The following is a 23,838-nucleotide window of genomic DNA, read 5'->3' as shown; positions in this document are numbered from 1 at the left end:
GTCAAGCCTCGTAGGTTCATGCCTCGCAGGTTCGTGCCTCGCAAGTCCGCGCCTCGTGGGTTCACGCCTCGCGCGCAGGCATCGGCGTGGCCACGACCGGCGCCGCCCGCCGCCGCGAACGCAGTAGCCCTTCGAGCGCGAAGATCGCCAGTCCGATCCAGATGAAGACGAAGCCGACCAGGCGCTGCTGGTCGAAGGCTTCGTGGAACACGAACACGCCGGTGAGGAACTGCAGCGTCGGTGCGATGTACTGCAACAAGCCCACCACCGACAGCGGCACGCGCCGCACCGCGAAGGCGAAGCCGATCAGCGGCAGCGCGGTGAGCGCGCCGCCGACGATCAGCAGCGCATCCATGGCCATGCCCCAACCGGGCGCGCCGCCCAGCGGCAGGAACCCGCCCTGCCCGTGCGCCTCGCCCCACACCAGCATCGCCAGTGCAGGCAGGAACAGGTAGACGCTTTCGACGCCGAGACCGGTCACCGCATCGATCGCCAGCAGCTTGCGCAGCAGGCCATACAGGGCGAACGACAGCGCCAGGCAGATCGCGATCCACGGCGGCTGGCCGAAGTTCACGGTCAGCCAGACCACGCCCGCCGCGGCGAGCGTCACCGCGACCCACTGCGCGCGGCTCAGGCGTTCGTGCAGGAACACCACGCCCAGCACCACGTTCAGCAGCGGATTGATGAAGTAGCCCAGGCTGCTCTCGACCACGTGGCCGGCGTTCACCGCCCAGATGTACAGGCTCCAGTTGAAGCCGATCAGTGCGCCGCTCAGCGCCAGCATCCACGCCGCGCGTGGCCGCGCCAGCGCGGCGCGCAGCCAGCCGCGGCCGTTCTTCCACAACAGCCACGCCACCACCAGCAGCGTGCTCCACACCACGCGATGCGCGACCACCTGCATCGACGGCACCGCCTTGAGCAGGTGCCAGTACAGCGGCATCAACCCCCACAGTACGAACGAGGCGACCGCCACCCACAGGCCGCTGCGATTCTCGGCTACCGGATTCATGCGGCGGGCTCGCTGGCGGATGCGTCGGTGGAGTCCGTGGAGGCCACCGGCGTCGTGGACCGCGCCTTCGCCAGCGTGATGATGACGACGCCGGCCAGGATCACGGCCATCGCGCCGAGATCGTGCGTGGTGAAACTTTCGCCACCGAGCATGAAGCCGAAGAACACCGCGATCGGCGGATTCACGTAGGCGTAGCTGGTCGCCAACGCCGGGCGCACGTGGTGCAGCAGCCAGATATAGGCGGTGAAGCCGAAGATCGAGCCGGCGACGACGAGATACAGCATGGCCGCCGTGGCGCCCATCGAGGGCACGCCGGCAGAGCGCTCGCCGGTGACGAGCGCCGCGACCAGCATCCACACGCTACCCGTCAGCATCTGCACGGCCGCCGACATGAAGGGCTCGGGCAGGTCCTGGTCGCGGCTCCAGATCGAACCCCAGGCCCACGAGATGGCGGCGGTCGCCAGGCAGACCACGCCCAGCACCGACGAGGACAATTCGCTGCCCGCGTTGAGCCAGATCACGCCGAGGAAGCCGATGATCGTCCCGACCCACTCGATCTTCGTCGGGTAGCGCCCGCGCAGCATCGCGAAGACGCCGGCAAACAGCGGCATCGAAGCGACGGCGATCGCGGCGAGGCCAGAACCCACCTGGGTCTCGGCGAGGTTCACCAGCCCGTTCGACAGCAACACCATGAAGATCGACAGCACGGCCAGCGTGCGCCACTGTTTCTTCGTGGGCGGCTTCACGCCGCGCCAGCGCAGCACGGCGAACATCAGCGCGCCGGCGATGGCCATGCGGATGGCGCCGAGCAGGAACGGCGGATAGCCCTCCAGCGCGAAGCGGATCGCCAGGTAGGTCGAGCCCCACAGCACATACACCGCGGCCAGTGCCAGGGCGATGGCAAGCGCGGAGGCGGTGCGTTCGGGAGTGGAGGCGATGGCGGTCATGGGAGAAGTAACGGCAAGGGAGGGCTTCAGGAAGTGACGGTGGCGACGCGCGAGGCCTCGATCTGCCCCAGCAGCCATTGCAGCCCGGCGAGATGTTGCTGGTCGTGGCTGCACAGGTAATGCACCAGGCCACGCATCGTGACCGGGCCGTATCCATCGAACTGGGCCGTGCGGGACCAGTCGTCAGGATGCAGCGCCGCCAGCATGGCCACCGTGCGCGTCCGTGCAACGTGGAATTCCGCCAGTGCAGCCGTCGCATCCGTGGCCTGCGCATAGCGCCGTTCCGCCGCCAGGGCATAGCTGTCGATGTCGGCCAGCAGGGGATGCGTTTCGTGCAGCGTACGCTGGAAACGCACGTGGTAGCCGTCGACCTCGATGTCGCGGACGTGCAGCACCTGCTGCAGGGGCGTGAATCGCTCGCTGGGCACGCCGTCCCAGGATGCCGGCGCCCACTGCGCGAAGCCCGCGGGCACGGCGGCGTAGTGCGCCGCCAGCTGCTGCGGGAAGGCGGCGAGCGCCTGCAAGGTCGCGTCGATGATCATCGTATTCTCCTCAGGCCAACCGGCGTGGTTCGAGCACCATGCGCACGGCCAGGCCGCCGAGCACGCTGCCCATGAGGTAGCGCTGCGCCGCCATCCACGCCGGCTTGCGCGCGAACCATGCCGCCAGGCCGGCCGCCGAGAGCGCAATCAGCAGGTTGAAGGTGAAGCTGATCGCGATCTGCAGGCTGCCTAGCAATACGCTCTGGGCGAACACCGAGCCGCGATGCGGGTCGACGAACTGCGGCAGGATCGACAGGTACAACACCGCGGCCTTCGGATTCAGCAGGCAGGTGAGGAAGCCCATGCGGAACAACCTGCCCGGCGAGTCCGGCGGCGCCGGTTGCAGCGGGGATCGTGCACCGGGCTTGACTGCCTGCCACGCCAGGTACAGCAGGTACGCGGCACCGGCGACCTTGAGCGTGTCGTAGGCCAGCGGCACCGCCACGAACAGCGCGGTGAGTCCCGCCGCGGCGGCCGTCATGTGCACCAGGAAGGCGCACACCACGCCGAACAGCGACACCACGCCCGCACGCGGCCCCTGGCTCACCGAACGCGAGACCAGGTAGATCATGTTCGGGCCCGGGGTCAGCACCATGACCAGCGCGGTGGCGGCGAACAGCAGCAATTGCTCGATCGGGACCATGAGCGAACGGGCTTCACGACGGGGGATGCAAACAGCGTATCGACGCGCCAAGCATCGCGCTTGAAAATAAACCCGCGATCGCGCAAGAATTTTGCGTGACCAATTCCCTTGCCCTCGATGAATTCGACCACCGCCTGCTCGACCTGCTGCAGCGCGATGCCGGCGTCACCCTGACCGCCCTGGGCGAGGCGGTGGGGCTGTCGGCGAGTGCCGTGCAGCGGCGGATCAAGCGCTATCGCGAAAGCGGCCTGATGCGCACGGTAGCGGTGCTGAATCCATCGCAGCTGGGCAACATCACCCTCGCCACCGTGCTGGTCGCGCTGGAGCGCGAATCCGCGCGCCACCACGCCGCGCTGCACGCCCGCCTGCGCGCGGCGTCGGAGGTGCAGCAGTGCTACGTGCTCGCCGGCGAGTGGGACTACCTGGTGATCCTGGCGACGACCGGCCTGGCGCAAACGCGAGAAGTCGCCGAGCGCCTGTTCGGCGGCGACGACAACCTCAAGCGTTACGAGACGCGGATGGTGTTCGAACCGGTCAAGCAGGGGCTGGCGCTGCCGACACGGCCGCCGGGACGACGCAAGCGCTAGCGCATCACGCCGCGCGCTCGCGCTGCAGCACTTTTTCCTTCAGCGGCAGGCCCCAGCGGTAGCCGCCGAGCGAACCATCGCCACGCACCACGCGGTGGCACGGCACTACTATCGCGACGCGGTTGTGCGCGCAGGCGCTCGCCACCGCGCGCGCGCCACGCGGGGCGCCCAGTTGCGCCGCGACCTCGGCATAGCTGCGGGTTTCGCCGGGAGGGATGCGCATCAGCGCGTCCCACACCTTTTTCTGGAAGGCGGTGCCGATCAGGTCGGTGTCGACGCGGGCCTGCTTGCCCGCGAGCGCGTCGGCCACCGCACGCAGGCGCGGGGCGAGGAATTCGTCGCGGCCGGCGTCCACGCGCTCCAGCGCCGCGCGCGGGAACTCACTGCGCAGCTTCGCCTCCAGCGCGGCGATGTCGTCGCCGAGTTCGATCATGCAGATGCCGCGTTGCGTGGTCGCCACCAGCGCGGTGCCCAGTGCAGTGTCGAGCAGGCTCCAGCGGATCTGCTCGCCTTCGCCGCCGGCGCGATAGCGGGCCGGGGTCATGCCCAGTTTCGCGGCACCGCGTTCGTACACGCGCGAGGGCGAGCCATAACCCGCGTCGTACAGCGCGGCACTGACGTCGCGGCCTTCGCGCAGCGCCGACTTCAGCGTCCCGAGCTTGCGTTGGGCCAGGTACTCGGCCGGACTGATCCCGAAGCGCGCGGTGAAGCTGCGCTGCAAGTGCGACGGGCTGAGCCCGACGGCATCCGCCAGTTCGTTCAACGAGGGTTCGCCGGCGTCGAGCAGCATGCGCACGCGCTCGAGCTTGTCGCGGGAACCGCTGGCCGGGTTGGGAAATGTCTTGACCATGGCGTTCACGGCCCCAAGCGTAGCGGGCACCCGAAGGTGCCCGCTATCCGATTCTTGTGGTGGCGCCGCGGCCGGTTAGTCCGCCCAGTGGCCTGGCGTCGCCGCCTGCGGCAGCACGGTGGCGGACAACTTGCCGTCGGCGTTGAGCAGCTGCACGGCGTCGGCCAGGATCGCGGCCGATTCGCGCAGCAGCGGATCGGGACGCTGGTCGGCGAGCTTCTCGCGGGCGGCATCCTTGGCGATGTCACGCTCGCTCGAAGCCAGGCCGTCGTCGGCGTTGTCGTCGGCCAGCGGGTCGATGGCGAGGCCCAGCGCCTTGCGCTGTTCCTGGCGCAGCTTGCGCTTGGCGTCGTCGCGGTCGCGTTCGGCGCGGCGCTCGGCTTCGTTCAGCGACACCGACTTCTTCGCACGCTCCTCGCGGAACTGCGCGACGTCCTCGCTCCACCACTGGAATTCCTTGTCCTTGGCGATGCGCGCGGAATGCATCGTTTCCAGCTTCGGCAGCAGCGGCGCGAAGTTGCCGTAGCGCGTGTGCTGCACGCCCGCGATGCGGGTCCACGGCAGCGCGTTGTCGTAGGTGCTCTCGCCGAATTCGCTGGCGTCGACCGACACCGGGAAAGCGATGTCCGGCACCACGCCCTTGTTCTGCGTGCTGCCGCCGCTGACGCGGAAGAACTGCGCGATGGTCAGCTTGACCTGGCCGAAGCGCGCGGTCTCATTGGCCGGCCAGCGATCGAGGTCGACGAGGTTCTGCACCGTGCCCTTGCCGAAGCTGGTCTCGCCGATGACGAGGCCGCGACCGTAATCCTGGATCGCACCCGCGAAGATCTCCGACGCCGAGGCGGAACCGCGGTTGATCAGGACCGCAAGCGGGCCTTCCCACGCGATTCCGGAATCCTCATCGCCGTACACCTGTACGCGACCGCCGGATTCGCGCTGCTGCACGACCGGGCCGCGTTCGATGAACAGGCCGGTGAGGTCGATGGCTTCGTCGAGCGAACCACCGCCGTTGTTGCGCAGGTCGAGGACGACGCCGTCCACCTTGTCGCCGCGCAGCTTGGTGAGCAGCTTGGCTACGTCGCGCGTGGCCGACGCGTAGTCGCCGTCGTTGCGGCGGCGGCCCTCGAAGTCCTGGTAGAAACCGGGCAGCTTGACCACGCCGATGCGGCGCGCGGGCGTGCCGTTGGCGGCGGGCAGCGTGATGATTTCCGACTTCGCCGCCTGGTCTTCCAGCCGCACCTTGTCGCGCACCAGCACGAGGCGGTTGGGATGGCTGTCCAGGCCGGCTTCGGCCGGGATCACGTCGAGGCGCACCTTGGTGCCCTTGGCGCCGCGGATCTTGCCGACGACATCATCGATGCGCCAGCCGACCACGTCTTCCATCACGCCGCTGTCGCTCTGGCCGACGGCGACGATGCGGTCGCCGACCTTGAGCTTGTGCGACTTGCCGGCCGGGCCGCCCGGCACGATCTCGCGGATCGCCACCACGTCGTCCTGCTTCTGCAGTACCGCGCCGATGCCTTCCAGCGACAGCGACATGGTCATGTTGAAGTTGTCGGCCGAGCGCGGGGTGAAGTAATCGGTGTGCGGGTCGATCGCGTTGGCGTAGCTGTTGAGGAAGGTCTGGAAGACGTCCTCGCCCTTCAGTTCGGCCACGCCCTTGGCCATGTTGAGGTAGCGCTTGTCGAGCGTCTTGCGGATGTCCTCGGGCTGCTTGCCGGCCAGCTTCAGTCGCAGCCAGTCGTTGCGCACGGTCTGCTTCCACAACGCGTCGAGCGCGGCTTCGTCCGCCACCCACGGTGCGTCCTCGCGGTCGTACTCGAAGCGGTCGTTGCCGGTGAAAGTGAAGATGTCCTGCTTGAGCAGGTTGCGCGCATACGTGACGCGCGCATCGAAGCGCTGGCGATACGTGCCGAAGATCGCGTAGGCGGGATCGAGGTTACCCGACTTGATCGCGTCGTCGAACTTGAACTTGTAGGCATCGAACCTGGCGATGTCCTGCGCGGTGAAGAACTGCTTGCCGCCGTCGAGCGCCTCGAGATAGCGCTTGTACATGTCGGCCGACAGCGTGTCGTCCAGCGCGCGCGGGCGATAGGCGTAGCGGCTGTCGGACAGCAGCCCGTACACGAGCTTGGCCGCCGTGGTCTGGTCGGTGGTCGGCGCATTCGGCAGCGTCTTCGCATCGACCGACTTCAGCAGCGCCTTGTCGCTTTGCGGCGGCGTCGGCAGCTGTGCGGTCTTGGCACCATCCGCGGCAAGCAACGCGAGCGGGGCGGTGAGCAGGAAGGCAACCAGTACGGTCGCGGCACGTGGGGTCTTGATTTTCATCGCGTGGGCTTCGCGGGCCCATGTGGCCCGGATCAAGGATGTCGCGGAATTCGACCGGTCCACAGTGCCGGAAGTTGCATGCGCTGTCGACTGCGTAAATGGTGCCAAAGCGTGCTGATTGCGGGCCTTGCGCGCCGGTCCGCAGGAAAGGTTCAGTTTCGCCGCATCGCGCGTGCGCCGACCGGGGTCGGCACGCGTATTGCGTAAGCAACCTTAGCTTGTCGTCACGGAAGGCGGGGCGAAGCCCGGCCATCCCTGTTCACGCTTCGGCGTAACCCGCTTCGATCGCGGAGCGGTCGGCGTGGTACGAGGAACGCACCAGCGGACCCGAGGCGACGTGGCTGAAGCCCAGTTCGTACCCGTACGTTTCCAGTTGCTTGAATTCGTCCGGCGTCCAGTAGCGCATCACCGGATGGTGGTGCGCGGTCGGCTGCAAATATTGGCCGATGGTGATCATGTCGACGTCGTGCGCGCGCAGGTCGCGCAGCGTCGCCTGCACCTGCTCCATGGTTTCGCCCAGGCCCAGCATGATGCCGCTCTTGGTGGCCACATCCGGATGCTGCGCCTTGAACTTCTGCAGCAACGTCAGCGACCACTGGTAGTCGGCGCCCGGACGCACATTGGTGTACAGGGCCGGCACCGTCTCGATGTTGTGGTTGAACACGTCCGGCGGGTCGGCCGCGAAGATCTCCAGCGCGCGCTCCATGCGGCCCTTGCCGCGGAAGTCCGGCGTCAGCGTCTCGATCTTGGTCTTCGGGCTGTGCTCCCGGATGGCTCGGATGCAGTCGACGAAGTGCTGGGCACCGCCATCGCGCAGGTCATCGCGATCGACGCTGGTGACGACGACGTATTTCAGGCCCATGTCGGCGACGGTGGTGGCCAGGTGCATGGGTTCTTCCGCATCCGGCGGCTTCGGGCGGCCATGGGCCACGTCGCAGAACGAGCAGCGGCGCGTGCATACCTCGCCGAGGATCATGAAGGTCGCGGTGCCGTGGCTGAAGCACTCGTGGATGTTGGGACAGCTGGCCTCCTCGCACACGGTCACGAGGCGGTTCTCGCGCAGCTTGGCCTTGAGCCGCGCCACCGAGTTGTCGCTGGGAATGCGCACGCGGATCCACGACGGCTTGCGCAGCACGGGCGCGTCGGCGAACTGCACCGGCGAACGGTTGATCTTGTCGCCACCAAGCTGCTTCACCCCTTCCTGGAGCCGGCCGGCCGGTTGTGGCGCAGGCGCATCGCTGCTCACCACCGCAAGCGGAATGGTCTTGGAAGCGGACTCGGTCATGGTGTCGGGATGGGAAGCGGAGGGGGTCAGGCAGGCAGGTGCGGCGCGGCGGATTCGACATCCAGCCCGAACAGTCGGGCGATGTGCGCGACCAGCGCCGGTTTCACCGCGTCCAGGCTGGACGGGCCGCCCAAGTCTAGCATCGAGGTCACTTGCAGCCCCTGGTAACCGCAGGGGTTGATGCGGCTGAACGGCTCCAGGTCCATCGCGATGTTGAAGGCGAGGCCGTGGAAAGTGCAGCCGTGGCGCACGCGGATGCCCAGTGCGCCGATCTTGGCGTCGTTGACGTAGACCCCGGGGGCGCCCTCGCGGCGCTGGGCGTGGATGTTCCAGTCGGCCAGGGTGTCGATCATCGCCTGCTCGATTTTGCAGACGTAGTCCTTCACGCCGACTTTGAGCCGGCGCAGGTCCAGTAGCGGGTAGAGCACGATCTGCCCGGGGCCGTGGTAGGTCACCTGGCCGCCGCGATCGACGTGCAGGACCGGGATGTCGCCGGGCATGAGCACGTGCTCGTCCTTGCCGGCCTGGCCCAGGGTGAAGACGGGATCGTGCTCGACCAGCCACAGCTCGTCGGGCGTGGTGTCGTCGCGCGCATCGGTGTAGCGCTGCATCGCACGCCATACCGGCTCGTACGCTTGCCGGCCCAGATCGCGCAGGAATGCTGGCGCCGCCGCCGGGGCGGCGTCGTTCGCTTGCGGGAGCGGGCAGGCCGCGGCCGTTACAGGGTCCACTTCACTTCCGGATGGTCGCGCAGCACCTGGTGGGCCAGGTCGTACTGCTCGCGGTTTTCGGCGCGGAAGCTGATGCGCACCGACACGTACTTGCCGTTGGACGAGTGCTTCCACTGCACCGTTTCGGTTTGCACCTCGATGCCGGCATCCAGCAGCCGCTGCGGCAATTCACGCTCCAGGCCGATATCGGCCGAACCCATGGCGCTGAGCTCGAAGGAGCCGGGGAACTGGAAGCCGTGCTCGGGGTTGTCTGACTTGATTTCCATTGGCCGGAAATGGGGACAGGGGCGGAATATCCAAGGGGCGTAGGATGCGCCTAATCGCGCGGACGGACCAATGAAGATGGACACCGGCTTGTTGTTGTGGGGATTGTTGTTCAGCTCCATCGGGCTGGGCTATTTCATCTATGGCAAGCGCCAGCAGGCGCCGATTCCACTGGTCTGCGGGCTCGCCCTGATGGTGTTCCCCTACTTCGTGTCGAGCGCCTGGACCGTGGTGCTGGTGGGCGCGGGCCTGATGGCGATTCCCTACTTCGTGCGCCTGTAACCGCGTTTGCGCGTACCCGCGAGAACCTCGCCAAGAAAAAAGGCTGCCGGGAGGCAGCCTTTTTTCGAAGGGGATGGCGGCGCTGGCGCGCCCACCGGGCCTTATTCCGGGCTTTATTCGGACTCCCACCACATCCAGAACTCATCCCACAGGCGCTTGAAGAAACCGCCCTCTTCCACCGCGCTGATCGCCACCAGCGGACGCTGCGCGATCACCTTGCCGTCGAGCACGACCTTGACCGTGCCGATCTTCTGGCCCTTCTTGATCGGCGCGACCAGGCTCTTGGGCACGTCCATCGACGGCTTCAGCTGCGCATAGCGGCCGCGCGGCACGGTCACGAGCATCGGCTCGGCCACGCCGAGGTTGACCTGGTCGGCCGCGCCCTTCCACACCTTCTGCTTGGCGATCGCCTTGCCGGCGTCGTACAGCTTGTGGGTCTCGAAGAAGCGGAAACCCCAGTTGAGCAGCGCCAGCGAATCGCTCGCGCGCTGGTTCTCCGACGTGGAACCCATCACCACGCTGATCAGGCGCTGGTCGCCGCGCTTGGCCGAGGCCATCAGGCAGTAGCCCGCGCCGGAATGGTGGCCGGTCTTGATGCCGTCGACGGTCGGATCGCGCCACAGCAGCAGGTTGCGATTGGGCTGCGTGATCGGACCGACGGTGAATTCCTTGATCTTGTTGTAGGCGTAGGTGTCGGGGTAGTCGCGGATGAAGGCGCGGCCGAGCAGCGCGAGGTCGTGCGCGGTCGAGAAGTGATCCGGCGCGGACAGGCCGGTGGCGTTGACGAAGTGCGAGTTCTTCATGCCGATGCGCGCGGCATAGGCGTTCATCAGCGAGGCGAAACTATCCTCGCTGCCGGCGACGTGTTCGGCGAGCGCGATCGCGGCATCGTTGCCCGACTGGATCGCCATGCCCTTTTCCATCTGCTCCAGCGGCGCGGTCTTGTTGACCTCGAAACCGCTGTAGCTGCCATCGGTGCCGGCGCCGCCGGTGCGCCACGCGTTCTCGCTCATCATCACCTGGTCGGTGGCCTTGACCTTGCCGCCTGCGATTTCCGCGGCCACCACATAGCTGGTCATGACCTTGGTGATGCTTGCCGGCTCGAGGCGGGTGTCATAGGCGTCGCCGGCCAGCACGTTGCCGCTGGCGTAGTCGACCAGCACCCACGATGTGCCCGTCACTTTCGGCGGCGGCGGGACCGGCAGGGCGTCGCTGGCGGGCGGCAGGGCGGGCTTGGGCGCGGGTGTCTGCGCCACGGCGAGCCCGAGCGTCGAGGTGAGCAGGAAGGCGGCGGCGAGGGCGAAGCGGGATTTCATTGCGGGAGTGGCTCCGGCGGCCGGGGTCCGGCCGTTCTACTGCGGAAGGAAAAACATCGACGACTCGGAAGAGTCGGAAAAACTGGGCGAATCGTAGTGCAGTGTCGCGCCGGGCTCCACGTCCGATGTGAAGACTGGCCGGATTGGGGGTTCCTCAACAGCCCGTTGCTTGCCTTTCTCGGCCGCGGGCGCGGCATCACCGTTATCGTGTCTCCAGGTTTGCCGGGGGCCGGCGCGGCATCACCGTTACCGTGTCTCCAGGTCCACCGCGGGCCGGCGCGGCATCACCGTTATCGTGTCTCCAGGTTTACCGCGGGCCGGTTTGCCTCGGGCCCCCGCACGCGTTGCGGCGTCCCGAAGCCCAGGCCGGCGATGCGGGCGGCGAGTTCCGGGGCCATCGTGGCCGCCAGCGGGCCCACCCGCAGGCGCCAGACCTTGTGGCCGTTGGCGTCGCCGTCGGACAGGGACGCCGCGTCGATACCGGCCCCGTGCAGCATCGCCAGGGCGCGATCGGCGTTGGCGCGCGCAGCGAAGGAGGCGACCTGCAGGACCACGCCGTCGGCCTTCACGACCTCGGTGGCCAGCGGCAGAGCTGGCTGGCTCGCGGCGTCCGGGCCGGGGACGACTTCCTGCGGCGCGCGCGCTTCCGGCTTGCCGGGCTTGCCCGTGGCGATGCGCACCTGCCGCGCCTTCATCCACGCGTCGAATTCGGCCGCGCTCATGGCCTTGCCGTCCCCGCGCATGTCGAAACGGTAGTCGCCTGGCGCCGGCTGGTTCACGCGCGCTCCCGGCTTGTCGGCAGCCGCCGCGGTCGCCACCGGTATCGCCGCGACCAGGCTGTCGATGGCGCTGGGCGCGACAGCTTCCTGCGGTGGCGGGGAGTGCCTGGCCACGGCGCGATCGCCCTGCTCATCGCCGGGCAGCAATGCGCGCACTTCCACGCGCGCAGTGCCCTTGCTGACATAGCCGAGCTTGGTCGCGGCGGCATAGCTGAGGTCGATGATGCGGCCGGGATGGAACGGGCCGCGATCGTTGACGCGCACGACCACCGACTTGCCGTTGTCGAGGTTGGTCACCCGGGCAAAGCTCGGCAGAGGCAGCGTCTTGTGCGCGGCGCTGAAGGCGTACATGTCGTACACCTCGAGGTTGGAGGTGCGGCGACCATGGAATTTCTTGCCGTAGAACGAGGCGATGCCGGTTTCGACGTAGCCTCCCGGATGGTCGAGCACCTCGTACTTCTTTCCGAGCACGGCGTAGGTCTTGCGGTTGCCGACCGCGGAGCGCGGTTCGTTGGTGACTTCCGGTTCGGGAATCGCGTCCACGTCGGGAATCTCGTCCGGCACGCTGTCGCGCTCGCCCGGCGCGTAGAGGCCACCGGCGACGTAGTTGCCACGCTTGCCGGGGTCCTCCTGCGCGGCCGCATACGGCGACTTCTTTCGCGCCGTGGGCGCAGCAGCGGCGGCGCGCGCCTCGGGCTTCGCGGCTGCAGCCGCGGGGGGCGCGGATTTCTTCGGAGCGCCGGCGCAGGCCGCGAGGCCCAGCACCACCACAACTCCGCTCATCCTGAGCCTGTCGAAGGACCTCATGCGCCCGGTTGTCCGTCGCTGGGCGGCGCGGCGACCGGCGCGACGCTTTCCGCTGGCTGCGCGATCAGCTGCGACAGCTGGTACACCGCGGTCGCGTAGCGGATGGAGTTGTTGTAGCTCCAGATCGCGCGGAAATTGCGGAAGGTCAGCCAGTACTCGTCGGTTTCGCCATCGAGCAGGATCGGAGCGGCGGTGAGGCCAACCGGCACCGGCTCCAGCGGCTTGTAGCCGGCCTGCTCGAGCGTCGCGAGGGAGTGGATCGGGTCGCCGTTGGAATCGACCAGCGCCACCGGGCCGGGCGTGAAGCTCGCACGCACCATCACCGGTTGCCCGCGCAGCCAGCCGCCCTTCTTCACGAAATAGTTGGCGACCGAGGCGAACACGTCGTCGGGGTCGGTAAACAGGTTGCGCATGCCATCGCCATCGCCGTCCACGGCGTAGGCGCGATAGCTCGACGGCATGAACTGGCCCCATCCCATCGCCCCGGCATAGCTGCCATTGAGCGTGGCGATGTCGAGCCCGGTCTCCTTGCCCAGCTTCATCAGCTGCGCGAGTTCATCGCGGAAGTAGGCTTCGCGCTGGTTCTCGCGCTCGATCTTGTCCGGCGCATTGGTGCGCGGATAGTTGAAGGCGAGCGTGTACAGCGCATCGAGCACCGGCGTCTTGCCGGTGTTGCCGCCCCACATGGTTTCCACGCCGAGGATGGCGACGATGACTTCGGCGGGCACGCCGTACTGCGCTTCTACTTTCGCCAGCTGGTCGCGGTGCTCGGCGAGGAAGGCGCGGCCGCCGTCGATGCGCTGCTGGGTGATGAAGATCGGGCGGTAGTCGCGCCACGGCTTGGTCTCGGCCGGGCGCGACATCGCCGTGAGTGTGCTTTCGCGGATCTGCGCGCGTGCGAGCACGGATTCGATGTAGGCGGCGTCCAGGCCGTACTTCGACGCTGTCTCCTTTACGAAGGCCGCGCGCACTTCATCGCTGGGCGGACGCGCGACCGGCAACGGTGTGGTGATCGCATCGGACGCTGTCATGCCGGGCGCCGACGGCGGGGCAGGCGTGGGCGTGGGCGTGTGTACTGGAGGCGGTGCCTGGGTAGCACAGGCGGCAAGTGCGAGGGCCAGTGCGCAAGTGAGCGCAGGCCGCACCTTGAGCCACGCGCGTGAAGGGGACGGGCATCGGGTCATCGCGGCCGAGGGTAGCATGCGGCCCGGCAGCGAAAAACCTTTGTTTTCCGCTGGATGAACGCGCCGGTCAGCTTCGCGTGTGTAGTGCGCGCGAAGCATCAGCGCGCGTGCACCGGCCGATGCGCATGCACCGCCATCACCACGCCCAGCCCCGCGAGCAGCGAAACGGCCGAGGTGCCGCCGTAACTGAGCAGCGGCATCGGCACGCCGACCACGGGCAGCAGGCCCGCGATCATGCCGCCGTTGACAATCACGTAGACGCAGAACGCCAGGCCGAGCGCGCCCGCCACCAGGCGCGAATAGCCGTCGCGCGCACCCGACGCGATCCACAGGCAACGGCCGATCACGAACAGGTACAGCGTCAGCACGAGCAGCACGCCGAACCAGCCGAATTCTTCGCTGAGCACGGCGAAGATGAAGTCCGTGGTGTGCTCGGGTATGTAGTTGAGGTGCGACTGCGAGCCCTCGCCCCAGCCCTTGCCGAAGAAACCACCGGCGCCGATCGCGATCTTCGACTGGATGATGTTCCAGCCGGTACCGAGCGGATCGGACTCGGGATTGAGGAAGGTGAGGATGCGGTCCTTCTGGTACGGCCGCAGCAGCCAGAACCACGCCACCGGCGCGACCGCCGCGATCGCGCTGAACGCCGCGCCGAACCACCACCACGGCAGACCCGCCAGGTAGAGCACGAAGGCGCCGCTGATGCCCACCAGCATCGCGGTGCCGAAGTCGGGTTGCAGCAGGATCAATCCCGTCGGCACGCCGATGATCACCGCCGCCACCAGCACGACGTTGAAGCGCGGCGGCAACGGCCGGCGATTGAGGTACCACGCGACCATCATCGGCAGGCTCAGCTTGAGCACTTCGGCCGGCTGGAAATAGAAGACGCCGAGGTTGATCCACAGGTTGCCGTGCTTGCCCTGCCCGATCGCCAGCACGATCAGCAGCGGGATGATCGACAGTGCATAGACCAGCGGCGTCCAGTTGCGCAGCTGCGTCGGCGGCAGCCGCGAGAGTGCCCACATCACGCCCAGGCCCATCGCGAAGCGCGTGCCCTGCGCCACCACCAGCCGCATGGACTGGTCGCCGGCGCTGTACAGCACGGCGAGGCCGATTGCCATCAAGGCCAGCAGCGCTCCGAGTAGCGGCAGGTCGAGCGTGCGCGTGAAGCGCACCAGCATGTCGAACAGCCAGCGCAGGATGAGCCTCATCGCGCGGGCTCCGTCGACGGCGGCGGTTGCTGTGGCATCTGTTGCGGAGTCTGCTGCGGGTTCTGTTGTGGAAGCTGCGGTGCCTGCTGCTGCGGTGCCTGCTGCTGCGGTGCCTGCTGCTGCGGTACCTGCTGCTGCGGCGCCTGCTGCTGCGGTGCCTGCTGCTGCGGTGCCTGCTGCTGCGGTGCCTGCTGCTGCGGTGCCTGATGCGGTGCCTGCTGCGGTGCCTGCTGCGGTGCCTGTTGCGATGTCCGCTGCGACTGCGTGCCCGGCGCGGTGGCAACCACGTTCGCGGCGGCCGGTGCCGCGGGCGCCACAACCGCCGGCTGTACCGCCGCCGGCGGGGCGCGACCCGGCATCAGCATCCCGCCCTGCGGCGAACGCGTCACGCCTTCTGCCGGCTCCGGCATCTTGCCCAGCAGCCACGCATCGAAGACCTTGCGCGCGATCGGGCCCGCGGACGACGCGCCGAAGCCGCCGTGCTCCACCGATACCGCGATCGCGATGGTCGGGTTGTCCGCTGGCGCGTAGCCGACGAACAGCGCCTGGTGGCGCAGGTTGTACGGGAGCGAGTGCGGATCGAAGCTGATGTTGCCCTTGCGGCTGATCTTCTGCGCAGTGCCGGTCTTGCCCGCCATCATGTACGGCGCACCGCGCGCCATCGACGCACCCGTACCGCCACCGTGGATGGTGTCGATCATGCCCTCCTGCACCGCGCGCAGGTTGCTCGCGCTGTCGGTGATGCGCACGGGCTCGGGCTGCGGCAGTGGTGTCCATGGCCGGTCATAGCCATCGCGCCGGTCGTCGACCAGGTGCAGGCGCCGCAGGTTGCCGCCGTCGGCGATTGCTGCCGTGCCGCGCACCAGTTGCAGGACGGTCGCGACCCAGTAACCCTGGCCGATGCCGGCGTTCACCGTTTCGCCCGGATACCAGCCTTCCTTCGAACGTTTGCGCTTCCATTCCGGCGACGGCACCACGCCGATGTTCTCGCCGGAAAGATCGATGCCCGTCTTGCCTCCGAACCCGTACTTGTACATGTACTGGTCGAAGCGATCGATGCCCATCTCGTAGGCAAGCTTGTAGTAGTAGAAGTTGACCGATTGCGAGATCGACTTGCGAAGGTCGGTCCAGCCCGCGCCGCCGTGCGCGTCGCGCCAACCGCGGCGCTGGCCCGGAATGTAGAACGTGCCGGTCGAGAAGACCTTGTATTCGGGGGTGCGCAGGCCGCTGTCGAGGCCGGCGAGGCCGATCAGCGGCTTCACCGTCGAACCCGGCGGCCCACCGCCCAGCACGTTGCGGTTGAACAGCGGCCGCGACACGTTGTCCATCAGCGCGCGGTAGTCGTTGTGCGAGATGCCGTTGACGAAGAGGTTGGTGTCGTACCCGGGCAGGCTCACCATTGCGAGGATCTCGCCGGTGCGCGGATCGATCGCGACCGCCGATCCGTCCATGTCGCCGAACGCGGTGACCATCGCCTGCTGCAGGTCGAGGTCGATGCTCAGGCGCAGGTCCGCGCCTGGCTGCGCCGGCACGCGTCCGGCCGAATACATCGGACGGCCATCGACGTTCGTCACGATCTTCTCGTAGCCGACCTTGCCGCGCAGGTCCTGCTCGTAGAAACGCTCCAGCCCGGTCTTGCCGACATGGCTCAGCGCGGCGTCGCTTTCGCTCATCGTCTTGAGGTCGTTGGCGTCGACGCGGCCGACGTAGCCGATCACGTGCGAAAGCAGTTCGCCGTAGAGATAGCGGCGATTGAGGTAGGACTGCAGTTCGATGCCCGGGAAGCGCCAGCGGTCGACGGCGAAGCGCGCGGCTTCCTCCTCGCTCAGGCGCAGCTTCAGGGTGACCGGCTTGTAGCCACGCGCGACGTGGCGACTGGCCTCGTAGCTGGCGATGTCCTCGGGCGAGAGCGCGACGATCTTCGCCAGTTCCGGCAGCCACTTCTTGCTGTCGCCAGCCTCATACGGGGTGACGTCGAGCCGGAACGCGGGCACGTTGTCGGCGAGGATGCGGCCCTTGCGGTCGTAGATCAGCCCGCGCGCCGGCACCACCGGGCGCAGCTTGATGCGGTTTTCCTCCGAGCGCGTGGCGTATTCGCTGTGCTGCCACACCTGCAGGCGGAAGTACCAGAGCGCCAAGCCGGACAGCGCCAGCAGCACGCCGGTGAACGCGACGAACGCGCGGCGGCGGAACTGGTCGGCCTCCAGCGCGGCGTTCTTCAGCACACGGCGGCGCGGGCGCAGGCTCATTTCAGCGCCTGCGCCAGCCGCCCATGCGCAGGCCGTCCAGCAGCATGAACACCGGAATCCACAGCAGCATCCCGAGCAGCGGCGAGACCCACGCCAACGAGGCCTGCACCGGCTCGCCGAGCGTCACCCGGACCGCCATCGTCACGATGCGGTCGTTGAGCAGCAGCGCACCGATCGCGAGGGCCTGCTGGGACATCGGGAAGAAACGCAGGCGCGCGCGGAAGCGTTGCAGGATGAAGGTGATTACGACCAGGCGCAGCGCCTGTTCGCCCAGCACGCTGCCGACGACTAGGTCAGCGGCCAGCCCGATCAGAAAGGCGAAGCCCAGGCCGACCCGGTCGGGCTCTTCCATCACCCAGTACGCGAGCACGAGGGCCAGCCAATAGGGCCGCAAGCCCTGCAGCTGCGGCGGCACCGGCAGCAGTGCCAGCAGCAGCGCGGCCAGCAGGCTCAAGGGCAGTATCCAGGGCGAACGCGCGCGCATCAGCGATGCTCCTCCGGGGTGGGCGGAGCGGGCGCGGGTTCGCGCTTGGCCGCGGCGTCCGCGGCCTTCGTGGGAGTCGTCGCCGCCGGCACGGCGGGATGCGGCACCTTCGCCGCCGGCGCGGATGCGGGGCCCGTGCCGGAGGACTTGGGTGCGCCAGCGGGCTGCGTTGCGACCGTCGGCGGTGTCGCGCTCCCGGCAACGGGCGCGGAAGCCACGGTGCCCGGAGCCGCCGGACCGATGACCGGCCGCGCCGGCAGGGTGCGCAGCAGCAGCACATCGCGACCGCGATCCAGCTGGGCCGCCGGCTTCACGTCGCCGACGAGGAACGCGCGGCTTTCGTCCGGCCGCAGCGCGGTGATGGTGCCAACCGGAAAGCCCGCGGCGAAACGTCCGCCCAGGCCCGAGGTGACCAGGATGTCGCCCACCTTCACGTCGCTGGACAGCGGCACGCTGGCGAGGGCGAGCTGGTCGGCGCGACCGGTGCCGTAGGCGACCAGGCGCACGCCGTTGCGGGCGATCGCCACCGGCATCGCATGGTCGGGGTCGGTGAGCAGCAGTACCGTCGACTGCAGCGGCCCGACTTCGATGATCTGGCCGACCACGCCACCGGCATCGATCACCGTCTGCCCGGTATGGACGCCGTTGTTGCTGCCCGCGCGCAGGACCAGGCGCTGGCGGGTGGGATCGAGGTCGATGTCCAGCACCGGCGCGAGCTGCACGTCGAGGCTGCCCTGCTCCGACGCGCCGAGCAGGCCGCGCAGGCGCGCGTTGTCGGCATTGACCGTGGCCAACCGCGCCATGCGCGCGTGGGTCACCAGCAACTCGTTGCGCAGGCGGCGGTTCTCGGCAGTGAGCTGGCTGAGCGTGCCGGCGTCGTTGGAAACGGTTTCGACCACGCGTCCGGGCAGGCCGGCCACGGCCCGCACCGGCTGGGTCAGCACCTGGGCCTGTTGCCGCACACGGCTGAGCCAGCCGCCGCGGTGATCGAGCACGATCAGGACGACGGCCATGGCGAGGTACGCCAGCAGCCGCAGGGTGTCGGCGATGTCGCCGGAGCGGCTTGCGGAGGGACCGGCGTAGGAAGGCACGTCAGATCAACAGGAGGCAGGAGTCGGGGGAGGCGACGCGGCAGGGCGCGTCGCGGGCATTGCATCATTTTCTAAAAGCACGCAGACAGTGTGTGGCGGATGTCTTGCTTTCCGCCTGCCGTCTCCCGCATACCGACTCATTCCGGCGCGAAGAACTCGTTGCCGTGCATGTCGACCAGCTCCAGCGCGCGACCGCCGCCGCGGGCCACGCAGGTCAGCGGATCGTCGGCGACCTGCACGTGCAGGCCGGTTTCCTCGCTGATCAGGCGGTCGAGGTCGCGCAGCAGCGCACCGCCGCCGGTGAGGACGATGCCGCGCTCGGCGACGTCGGCGCACAGTTCCGGCGGGGTCTGCTCCAGCGCCAGCCGGATCGCGGCGACGATGCCGGAAAGCGGTTCGCGCAGGGCCTCGTAGACCTCGTTCGAGTTCAGCTTGACCATCTTCGGCACGCCCTCGGCGAGGTTGCGGCCGGAGACCTCCATCGAGCGCGGGTCCTTCTGCGGCGTGGCGCAGCCGATCTCGAGCTTGATCCGCTCGGCGGTGGTTTCGCCGATCAGGGTGCCGTAGGTGCGGCGCACGTAGCTGATGATGGCCTCGTCGAAGCGGTCGCCGCCGATGCGGACCGACTGCGAATAGACGATGCCGTTCAGGGCGATCACCGCCACTTCAGTGGTGCCGCCGCCGACGTCCACGACCATCGAGCCGCGGGCCTCGGTCACCGGCATGCCGGCGCCGATCGCGGCGGCCATCGGTTCCTCGATCAGGTAGACCTCGCGGGCACCGGCCTCTTCGGCCGATTCCTTGATCGCGCGGCGCTCGACCTGGGTCGAGCCGCAGGGCACGCAGACCAGCACGCGCGGGCTGGGGCGCAGGAAGCGCGACTTGTGCACCTTGCGGATGAAGTACTTGAGCATTTCCTCGGTATAGGTGAAGTCGGCGATGACGCCGTCCTTCATCGGGCGGATCGTGTTGATGTGGCCCGGGGTGCGGCCGAGCATCTGCTTGGCCTCCGAACCGACCGCCGCCACCGAGCGGTTGCCGCCCACCAGGCGGTCCTGGCGCACCGCCACCACGGAGGGCTCATTCAGCACGATCCCCTGCCCGCGGACATAGATAAGGGTGTTGGCCGTGCCCAGGTCGATGGACAGGTCATTGGAGAACATGCCGCGGAACTTCTTGAACATCAGGAAATCAGCCGTTTTTTGCCGGGGGGAAGGGGGGCGCAAGGAGCCCGGTAGACTACGCCCCGCCCCTTGTCCAGACAAGGAACTTTTGCCCAAAAAGCTGTATTGAAGCTGGCCCGGCCCGGGCCCAGCGGCTACCCTACGCGCCGCGCGGCGTCCCGCCGCCCCCGGACAGCTTCCGGAACTCCTCGCTCCGCCCCTCCCGGGGGCTCCCCACCAGGACGATTTGCCGATGGCAGCCTTGATCTGCGGCTCGCTGGCCTACGACACCATCATGGTGTTCCCGGACCAGTTCAAGAACCACATCCTTCCGGACAAGGTGCACATCCTCAATGTGTCCTTCCTGGTGCCGCGCATGCGCCGCGAATTCGGCGGCTGCGCCGGCAACATCGCCTACAACCTCAAGCTGCTGGGCGGCGAGCCGATCCCGATGGCGACGGTGGGCCAGGACTTCGGTCCCTACCGCGACTGGTTCCTCGAGCAGGGCATCCCGCTCGACCGCGTCAAGGTGATCGATGAACTGTTCACCCCGCAGGCGTTCATCACCACCGACCACGACAACAACCAGATCACCGCCTTCCACCCGGGCGCGATGATGCGGTCGTACGAGAACCACGTGAAGGACGTGCCAGGCGTCACCTTCGGCATCGTCAGCCCCGATGGCCGCGAAGGCATGCTGCAGAACGCGAAGGAATTCGCCGAGGCCGGCACGCCCTTCATCTTCGATCCGGGCCAGGCGATGCCGCTGTTCAACGGCGCCGAGCTGCGCGACTTCATCGAACTGGCCGACTACGTCACCGTCAACGACTACGAATCCAACCTGCTGCAGGAACGCACCGGCTGGAGCGAGCAGGACATCGTGTCGCGGGTGAAGGCCTACATCACCACGCGCGGCCCCAAGGGCGCGGAAATCCACACGAAGGAAAAGACCTTCGATATCGCGCCGGCGCACGAGCGCCGCGTGACCGATCCGACCGGCTGCGGCGACGCCTTCCGCGCCGGCCTGATCTTCGGCATCGAGAAGGGCTACGACTGGATGACCATCGGCCGCATCGGCAACCTGATGGGCGCGTTGAAGGTCGAGCATCCTGGAACGCAGAATCAGCGCTTCGACTACGAAGAGTTTGCGGAGCAGTTCAAGCAGCAGTTCGGTTACGCGCTGTAAGTATCAGGCGGCCGCACCACCGGCCGTGGCGACGGCGCCGGCATCACTGGCGCCTTATTGCCATCGCGGCGCGCGCTTCGACTACGAAGAGTTTGCCGAGCAGTTCAAGCAGCAGTTCGGTTACGCACTCTGACGGCAGGCGCCTCGCGCACCGAAGAAAAACCGCCCAACAGGGCGGTTTTTTTTGGTCTCAGGGCACGAGACGTTTGTGCAGCAATAGCAACAGCAGCAAGCGCACGGCCACGGCCACGGTCGAAGCATGTGGCTTCTCGCCACGGCGCTGCGAAAAGCGGCCGGCCGGGACCATCGCCGCGACCGGCCCGGGTTCGCTACATCACGTGCGCCAGCCACAGCAGTTCAGGCTGCGCCAGCTTCTCGAACTCGGCGTAGGGCATGCGCACGGCATCGGTGTGCGAGCCCGCGTTGAACGCGATCTCCGGCTGCTGCGCCAGGCGCGAATCGACGTAGACCGGCATACCGTAGAGATGCCCGAACGGCGGCATCGCGCCGACTTCGCAATCGCTGAAGGCGTCCTTGAATTCGGTTTCGCCGGCAAGCTCGACCACGTCGCCACCGAGGGCGCGCGACAGCCGGGTGAGGTCGATGCGATAGGCCGCGGGCATCACCATCATGGCCAGCTTGCCGTCGACCTTGAGCATCACCGTCTTGGCGAATTGCTGCTGGCGCACGTGCGATGCAGCGGCGGTTTCGTGCGCGGTGACGGTGCGGTCGTGGACGAGGGTCTGGTAGGCCGAGTGATGCTCGTCAAGCAGGTTGTGCAGGCGTGGGGACAACATGACTCCCTCCGCGAGGCTTCCGCCTTTCTTCCCGTGCGGCGGCGCCGCTGGTGGACGCAGCGCGCGCTTCCTTCGCGCGCCGTCCCGGCGCCGCTCGCCCATGGCGCTGCGTCGACGCCTTCGTGGCGAGCTTACTCCCGCGGTCTTGGGATGGCGTGAAGCAGGTTTTAACTGAAGGCCACGATCATCAAGCGCGCAGCAAAAACTGGTAGTTCTCCGCGGTCGGCCGCGGGCGCGGCTTCAGCAACCACGCAGCTTCAGCTGTGTCGCGGGCCGGCGCGGCTTCAGCAACAACGTAGTTTCAGCTGCGTCGCGGGCCGGCGCGGCTTCAGCACAACGCAGCTTCAGCTGCGTCGCGGGCCGGCCGGCCCTCACCACTTCGGCAATTTGCCCGGATCCAGGCCACCCACTTCGAACACCGCCGTGCGCTTGCCGCCGGCCTTGACCGGGAACTCGATCGCCATCGTCTTCGCGCCATGCGCCATGCGCCACAGCGCGCGTTCGTCCTCGATGAACATGGCGATGGCTTCATCGGTCTTGGGACGCGAGGCGGCCATTGCCTTCGGCGCCTTGTCGTCCAGCGTCACCTGCACCTTGCAACCGCCGTAGCAGTTGAAGTCGCCGTTCTCCAGCACGAGGTAGCTGCTGCGTCCCCACTCGGGATGGTCGCGGAAGATCAGGCGCACCGGATACGCCGTGCCGCCGCCGGTATCGATCGGCTTCTTCGAATAGATCGCGGCCGACAACTGCTGGCCGCCCTTCACCGCGACGCTCTGGTACTCCCACAGGCCGGCCATGCGCCGCTGCTCCCGCACCTCGTCCGCCTTGACCTTGGCTTCTTCGTACTGCGGCTTGATGCGCGCGGTCACCGGACTGTCCGGGTGCATCACCACCAGTTCCTCGCCGTGCGCCCGTGCGAGCTCCCAGTTGTGCTGCGCGTACTGCGCGTCGAACTGCTTGCCGATCTCCTGCGCCTTCTGCTCCTTCGCCGCGGCCTGCGCGGTGGCGGCGGCCTGCGCGGCCGCCTGCTGCTTTTCGGCGGAATCGCACGAGGCCAGGGCGAAGGCGGCGGCGAGGACGAGGGCGAGGTGGGTCGGCTTCATGGTGGCTGGCTCTGTGGCTGGCTCTGTGGCTGGCTCTATGGGCGTGGCGCGGAGGGCTTTTCGATCAATGCTGTCACCGCGGCGGCGACGGCATCGGGGCGCTCCACGATGGACATGTGGCCGCAGTCGTCGAGCATCACCTGCGCGGCCTGCGGCATGCGCGCAGCGTACAGCGCCAGCGCACTGGGATCGATCACGGCATCCTGCCGGCACCACAGCAACAACGCGGGCTGGTGGATGTTCGCGGCTTCGTCGCCGGGCAGGAAACGCTCGGGCCCGCGGCCGATGCGATCGAGCACGGCCTGCTCGAAGGCGGCATCGTGGCGACGTCGCGCGATCAGGCCACGCGACGCGGGCCAGGGAATGGAGGGCCTGGCCGCCGGGTCGTGGAAAACAGTGTCGAGGTAACGCTGCAGCGATGCATCATCGGCAACGGCGAAGGGATTCCGCCCCGCGAGCACGTCGGCGCCGAACCGGTTGTCATGGAAGCGCACGCCGGCCGCATCCAGGAGCCCCACTCGCGCGACATCGCGCGGATGGCGCGCCGCCACCAGCGCGGCCACGCCGCCGCCCATCGAATGCCCGAGCAGCACCACTGGCCTTGCCGGCGACAACGCGCGCACGAACGCATCCACGCGCGCGCTTTCCGCGACGAAGCCATAGTCCTCGCCCGGCCTCCGTTCGCTCTCGCCCCAGCCCGGCAGGTCCGGAATGAGCAGCCGGTAATGGCCACGCAGGCGGCGCGCGACGGGATACCAGTTCTCCTTGCTGCCGGTGAAGCCATGCAGCATCACCACGACAGGCGCATCCGCCGGCGCATCGTCGCTAAAGGCGTATATCCAGTGGTGGCCGGCAACGTCGATGCTGCCACGCGAAAGCCCGGCGCCGAGGCGTTGGCGGCTGAATTCCAGGCGCACCAGCCGGTACGGATCGAGCGCCACCGCGACGATGGCAACGCTGGCGGCCAGCGCAAGCAGAACGGCCGCCACGCGGGCGGCCG

22 protein-coding genes and 1 pseudogene are annotated in these 23,838 nt (G+C 68.0%); 3 read left to right on the top strand and 20 right to left on the bottom strand.

Annotated features, from left to right (window positions below):
• Positions 1 to 61: 61 nt before the first annotated feature.
• From rarD to ACXJJ9_RS06310, 4 genes are read right to left on the bottom strand one after another with little or no spacing between them, the layout of a single operon-like run.
• Positions 62 to 1,009: an EamA family transporter RarD gene (rarD, locus tag ACXJJ9_RS06325; protein ID WP_457096363.1), complete on the bottom strand. Its 948-nt coding sequence runs from the start codon at positions 1,007 to 1,009 to the stop codon at positions 62 to 64.
• Entirely contained in the window at positions 1,006 to 1,956 is a 951-nt protein-coding gene (gene yedA, locus ACXJJ9_RS06320; RefSeq protein ID WP_457096362.1) for a drug/metabolite exporter YedA, read from the bottom strand. Before yedA ends, rarD begins: the two co-directional genes overlap by 4 nt.
• A 26-nt stretch (positions 1,957 to 1,982) precedes the next feature.
• Entirely contained in the window at positions 1,983 to 2,498 is a 516-nt protein-coding gene (locus tag ACXJJ9_RS06315; protein WP_457096361.1) for a DinB family protein, read from the bottom strand.
• 10 nt (positions 2,499 to 2,508) lie between these two features.
• Complete coding sequence (locus tag ACXJJ9_RS06310) at positions 2,509 to 3,141, bottom strand: LysE family translocator (RefSeq protein ID WP_457096360.1); 633 nt, start codon at positions 3,139 to 3,141, stop codon at positions 2,509 to 2,511.
• 95 nt (positions 3,142 to 3,236) lie between these two features.
• Here ACXJJ9_RS06310 and ACXJJ9_RS06305 point away from each other — a divergent pair, with 95 nt between their 5' ends.
• Positions 3,237 to 3,728 (top strand): Lrp/AsnC family transcriptional regulator, encoded by a 492-nt coding sequence (locus ACXJJ9_RS06305; RefSeq protein ID WP_457096359.1) that lies wholly within the window; start codon positions 3,237 to 3,239, stop codon positions 3,726 to 3,728.
• 4 nt (positions 3,729 to 3,732) lie between these two features.
• On the opposite strand, the gene ACXJJ9_RS06300 is transcribed toward ACXJJ9_RS06305, so the two are convergent.
• From ACXJJ9_RS06300 to ACXJJ9_RS06280, 5 genes are all read right to left on the bottom strand, one after another.
• The gene (locus tag ACXJJ9_RS06300; RefSeq protein ID WP_457096358.1) at positions 3,733 to 4,578 is read right to left on the bottom strand and encodes a methylated-DNA--[protein]-cysteine S-methyltransferase; all 846 of its coding nucleotides are present in this window, start codon (positions 4,576 to 4,578) and stop codon (positions 3,733 to 3,735) included.
• Between the two features lie 75 nt (positions 4,579 to 4,653).
• Complete coding sequence (locus tag ACXJJ9_RS06295; protein WP_457096357.1) at positions 4,654 to 6,906, bottom strand: carboxy terminal-processing peptidase; 2,253 nt, start codon at positions 6,904 to 6,906, stop codon at positions 4,654 to 4,656.
• A 259-nt stretch (positions 6,907 to 7,165) separates the two neighbouring features.
• Positions 7,166 to 8,191, bottom strand: a complete 1,026-nt coding sequence (lipA, locus tag ACXJJ9_RS06290) for a lipoyl synthase (protein WP_310054310.1) — start codon at positions 8,189 to 8,191, stop codon at positions 7,166 to 7,168.
• A 26-nt stretch (positions 8,192 to 8,217) separates the two neighbouring features.
• Entirely contained in the window at positions 8,218 to 8,922 is a 705-nt protein-coding gene (gene lipB / locus ACXJJ9_RS06285) for a lipoyl(octanoyl) transferase LipB (RefSeq protein ID WP_457096356.1), read from the bottom strand.
• Positions 8,910 to 9,188: a DUF493 family protein gene (locus ACXJJ9_RS06280; protein WP_310054312.1), complete on the bottom strand. Its 279-nt coding sequence runs from the start codon at positions 9,186 to 9,188 to the stop codon at positions 8,910 to 8,912. The genes lipB and ACXJJ9_RS06280 overlap by 13 nt, the downstream gene beginning before the upstream one ends.
• A 70-nt stretch (positions 9,189 to 9,258) precedes the next feature.
• Between ACXJJ9_RS06280 and ACXJJ9_RS06275 the strand changes: the two genes are divergently transcribed.
• Positions 9,259 to 9,468 carry a hypothetical protein gene (locus ACXJJ9_RS06275; RefSeq protein ID WP_457096355.1) on the top strand — a complete coding sequence of 70 codons (210 nt, stop codon included), beginning with the start codon at positions 9,259 to 9,261 and terminating at the stop codon, positions 9,466 to 9,468.
• Between the two features lie 113 nt (positions 9,469 to 9,581).
• Here the strand turns inward: ACXJJ9_RS06275 and ACXJJ9_RS06270 are convergent, their stop codons facing one another.
• From ACXJJ9_RS06270 to ACXJJ9_RS06235, 8 genes and pseudogenes are all read right to left on the bottom strand, one after another.
• Entirely contained in the window at positions 9,582 to 10,784 is a 1,203-nt protein-coding gene (locus tag ACXJJ9_RS06270) for a D-alanyl-D-alanine carboxypeptidase family protein (RefSeq protein WP_310054314.1), read from the bottom strand.
• A 290-nt stretch (positions 10,785 to 11,074) separates the two neighbouring features.
• On the bottom strand, positions 11,075 to 12,370 hold the full coding sequence (locus tag ACXJJ9_RS06265; RefSeq protein ID WP_457096354.1) for a septal ring lytic transglycosylase RlpA family protein: 1,296 nt from the start codon (positions 12,368 to 12,370) through the stop codon (positions 11,075 to 11,077).
• On the bottom strand, positions 12,367 to 13,554 hold the full coding sequence (gene mltB, locus ACXJJ9_RS06260) for a lytic murein transglycosylase B (protein ID WP_457096353.1): 1,188 nt from the start codon (positions 13,552 to 13,554) through the stop codon (positions 12,367 to 12,369). Before mltB ends, ACXJJ9_RS06265 begins: the two co-directional genes overlap by 4 nt.
• A gap of 98 nt (positions 13,555 to 13,652) precedes the next feature.
• Positions 13,653 to 14,765: a rod shape-determining protein RodA gene (rodA, locus tag ACXJJ9_RS06255; RefSeq protein ID WP_457096352.1), complete on the bottom strand. Its 1,113-nt coding sequence runs from the start codon at positions 14,763 to 14,765 to the stop codon at positions 13,653 to 13,655.
• 206 nt (positions 14,766 to 14,971) lie between these two features.
• Positions 14,972 to 17,014, bottom strand: a pseudogene (mrdA, locus tag ACXJJ9_RS06250) (penicillin-binding protein 2); the annotation flags it as partial.
• A 1-nt stretch (position 17,015) separates the two neighbouring features.
• Positions 17,016 to 17,501: a rod shape-determining protein MreD gene (gene mreD / locus ACXJJ9_RS06245; protein ID WP_457096594.1), complete on the bottom strand. Its 486-nt coding sequence runs from the start codon at positions 17,499 to 17,501 to the stop codon at positions 17,016 to 17,018.
• Positions 17,498 to 18,589, bottom strand: a complete 1,092-nt coding sequence (mreC, locus tag ACXJJ9_RS06240; protein ID WP_457096351.1) for a rod shape-determining protein MreC — start codon at positions 18,587 to 18,589, stop codon at positions 17,498 to 17,500. The genes mreD and mreC overlap by 4 nt, the downstream gene beginning before the upstream one ends.
• Positions 18,590 to 18,726: 137 nt before the next feature.
• Positions 18,727 to 19,773, bottom strand: a complete 1,047-nt coding sequence (locus ACXJJ9_RS06235; RefSeq protein ID WP_310054323.1) for a rod shape-determining protein — start codon at positions 19,771 to 19,773, stop codon at positions 18,727 to 18,729.
• A 232-nt stretch (positions 19,774 to 20,005) separates the two neighbouring features.
• Here ACXJJ9_RS06235 and ACXJJ9_RS06230 point away from each other — a divergent pair, with 232 nt between their 5' ends.
• Positions 20,006 to 20,938: a carbohydrate kinase family protein gene (locus ACXJJ9_RS06230; protein ID WP_310054324.1), complete on the top strand. Its 933-nt coding sequence runs from the start codon at positions 20,006 to 20,008 to the stop codon at positions 20,936 to 20,938.
• A gap of 329 nt (positions 20,939 to 21,267) precedes the next feature.
• On the opposite strand, the gene ACXJJ9_RS06225 is transcribed toward ACXJJ9_RS06230, so the two are convergent.
• The 3 genes from ACXJJ9_RS06225 to ACXJJ9_RS06215 form a co-directional block, all read right to left on the bottom strand.
• Complete coding sequence (locus ACXJJ9_RS06225; protein WP_457096350.1) at positions 21,268 to 21,735, bottom strand: aminoacyl-tRNA deacylase; 468 nt, start codon at positions 21,733 to 21,735, stop codon at positions 21,268 to 21,270.
• 371 nt (positions 21,736 to 22,106) lie between these two features.
• Positions 22,107 to 22,838 carry a hypothetical protein gene (locus tag ACXJJ9_RS06220; RefSeq protein ID WP_457096349.1) on the bottom strand — a complete coding sequence of 244 codons (732 nt, stop codon included), beginning with the start codon at positions 22,836 to 22,838 and terminating at the stop codon, positions 22,107 to 22,109.
• Between the two features lie 35 nt (positions 22,839 to 22,873).
• On the bottom strand, positions 22,874 to 23,827 hold the full coding sequence (locus ACXJJ9_RS06215) for an alpha/beta fold hydrolase (protein WP_457096348.1): 954 nt from the start codon (positions 23,825 to 23,827) through the stop codon (positions 22,874 to 22,876).
• Positions 23,828 to 23,838 lie beyond the last annotated feature (11 nt).

The sequence above is a fragment of the Lysobacter sp. P5_B9 genome (assembly GCF_054049835.1).
The sequence above is the reverse complement of the archived record's forward strand: the minus strand, read 5'-3'. Positions and strand labels throughout refer to the sequence as shown.

Bases quoted from the DNA above. Each gene is read 5' to 3' on its own strand.
- rarD (WP_457096363.1), bottom strand. From the start codon at position 1,009: ATGAATCCGGTAGCCGAGAATCGCAGCGGCCTGTGGGTGGCGGTCGCC.
- yedA (WP_457096362.1), bottom strand. From the start codon at position 1,956: ATGACCGCCATCGCCTCCACTCCCGAACGCACCGCCTCCGCGCTTGCC.
- ACXJJ9_RS06315 (WP_457096361.1), bottom strand. From the start codon at position 2,498: ATGATCATCGACGCGACCTTGCAGGCGCTCGCCGCCTTCCCGCAGCAG.
- ACXJJ9_RS06310 (WP_457096360.1), bottom strand. From the start codon at position 3,141: ATGGTCCCGATCGAGCAATTGCTGCTGTTCGCCGCCACCGCGCTGGTC.
- ACXJJ9_RS06300 (WP_457096358.1), bottom strand. From the start codon at position 4,578: ATGGTCAAGACATTTCCCAACCCGGCCAGCGGTTCCCGCGACAAGCTC.
- ACXJJ9_RS06295 (WP_457096357.1), bottom strand. From the start codon at position 6,906: ATGAAAATCAAGACCCCACGTGCCGCGACCGTACTGGTTGCCTTCCTG.
- lipA (WP_310054310.1), bottom strand. From the start codon at position 8,191: ATGACCGAGTCCGCTTCCAAGACCATTCCGCTTGCGGTGGTGAGCAGC.
- ACXJJ9_RS06280 (WP_310054312.1), bottom strand. From the start codon at position 9,188: ATGGAAATCAAGTCAGACAACCCCGAGCACGGCTTCCAGTTCCCCGGC.
- ACXJJ9_RS06275 (WP_457096355.1), top strand. From the start codon at position 9,259: ATGAAGATGGACACCGGCTTGTTGTTGTGGGGATTGTTGTTCAGCTCC.
- ACXJJ9_RS06270 (WP_310054314.1), bottom strand. From the start codon at position 10,784: ATGAAATCCCGCTTCGCCCTCGCCGCCGCCTTCCTGCTCACCTCGACG.
- ACXJJ9_RS06265 (WP_457096354.1), bottom strand. From the start codon at position 12,370: ATGAGGTCCTTCGACAGGCTCAGGATGAGCGGAGTTGTGGTGGTGCTG.
- mltB (WP_457096353.1), bottom strand. From the start codon at position 13,554: ATGACCCGATGCCCGTCCCCTTCACGCGCGTGGCTCAAGGTGCGGCCT.
- rodA (WP_457096352.1), bottom strand. From the start codon at position 14,765: ATGAGGCTCATCCTGCGCTGGCTGTTCGACATGCTGGTGCGCTTCACG.
- ACXJJ9_RS06235 (WP_310054323.1), bottom strand. From the start codon at position 19,773: ATGTTCAAGAAGTTCCGCGGCATGTTCTCCAATGACCTGTCCATCGAC.
- ACXJJ9_RS06230 (WP_310054324.1), top strand. From the start codon at position 20,006: ATGGCAGCCTTGATCTGCGGCTCGCTGGCCTACGACACCATCATGGTG.
- ACXJJ9_RS06225 (WP_457096350.1), bottom strand. From the start codon at position 21,735: ATGTTGTCCCCACGCCTGCACAACCTGCTTGACGAGCATCACTCGGCC.
- ACXJJ9_RS06220 (WP_457096349.1), bottom strand. From the start codon at position 22,838: ATGAAGCCGACCCACCTCGCCCTCGTCCTCGCCGCCGCCTTCGCCCTG.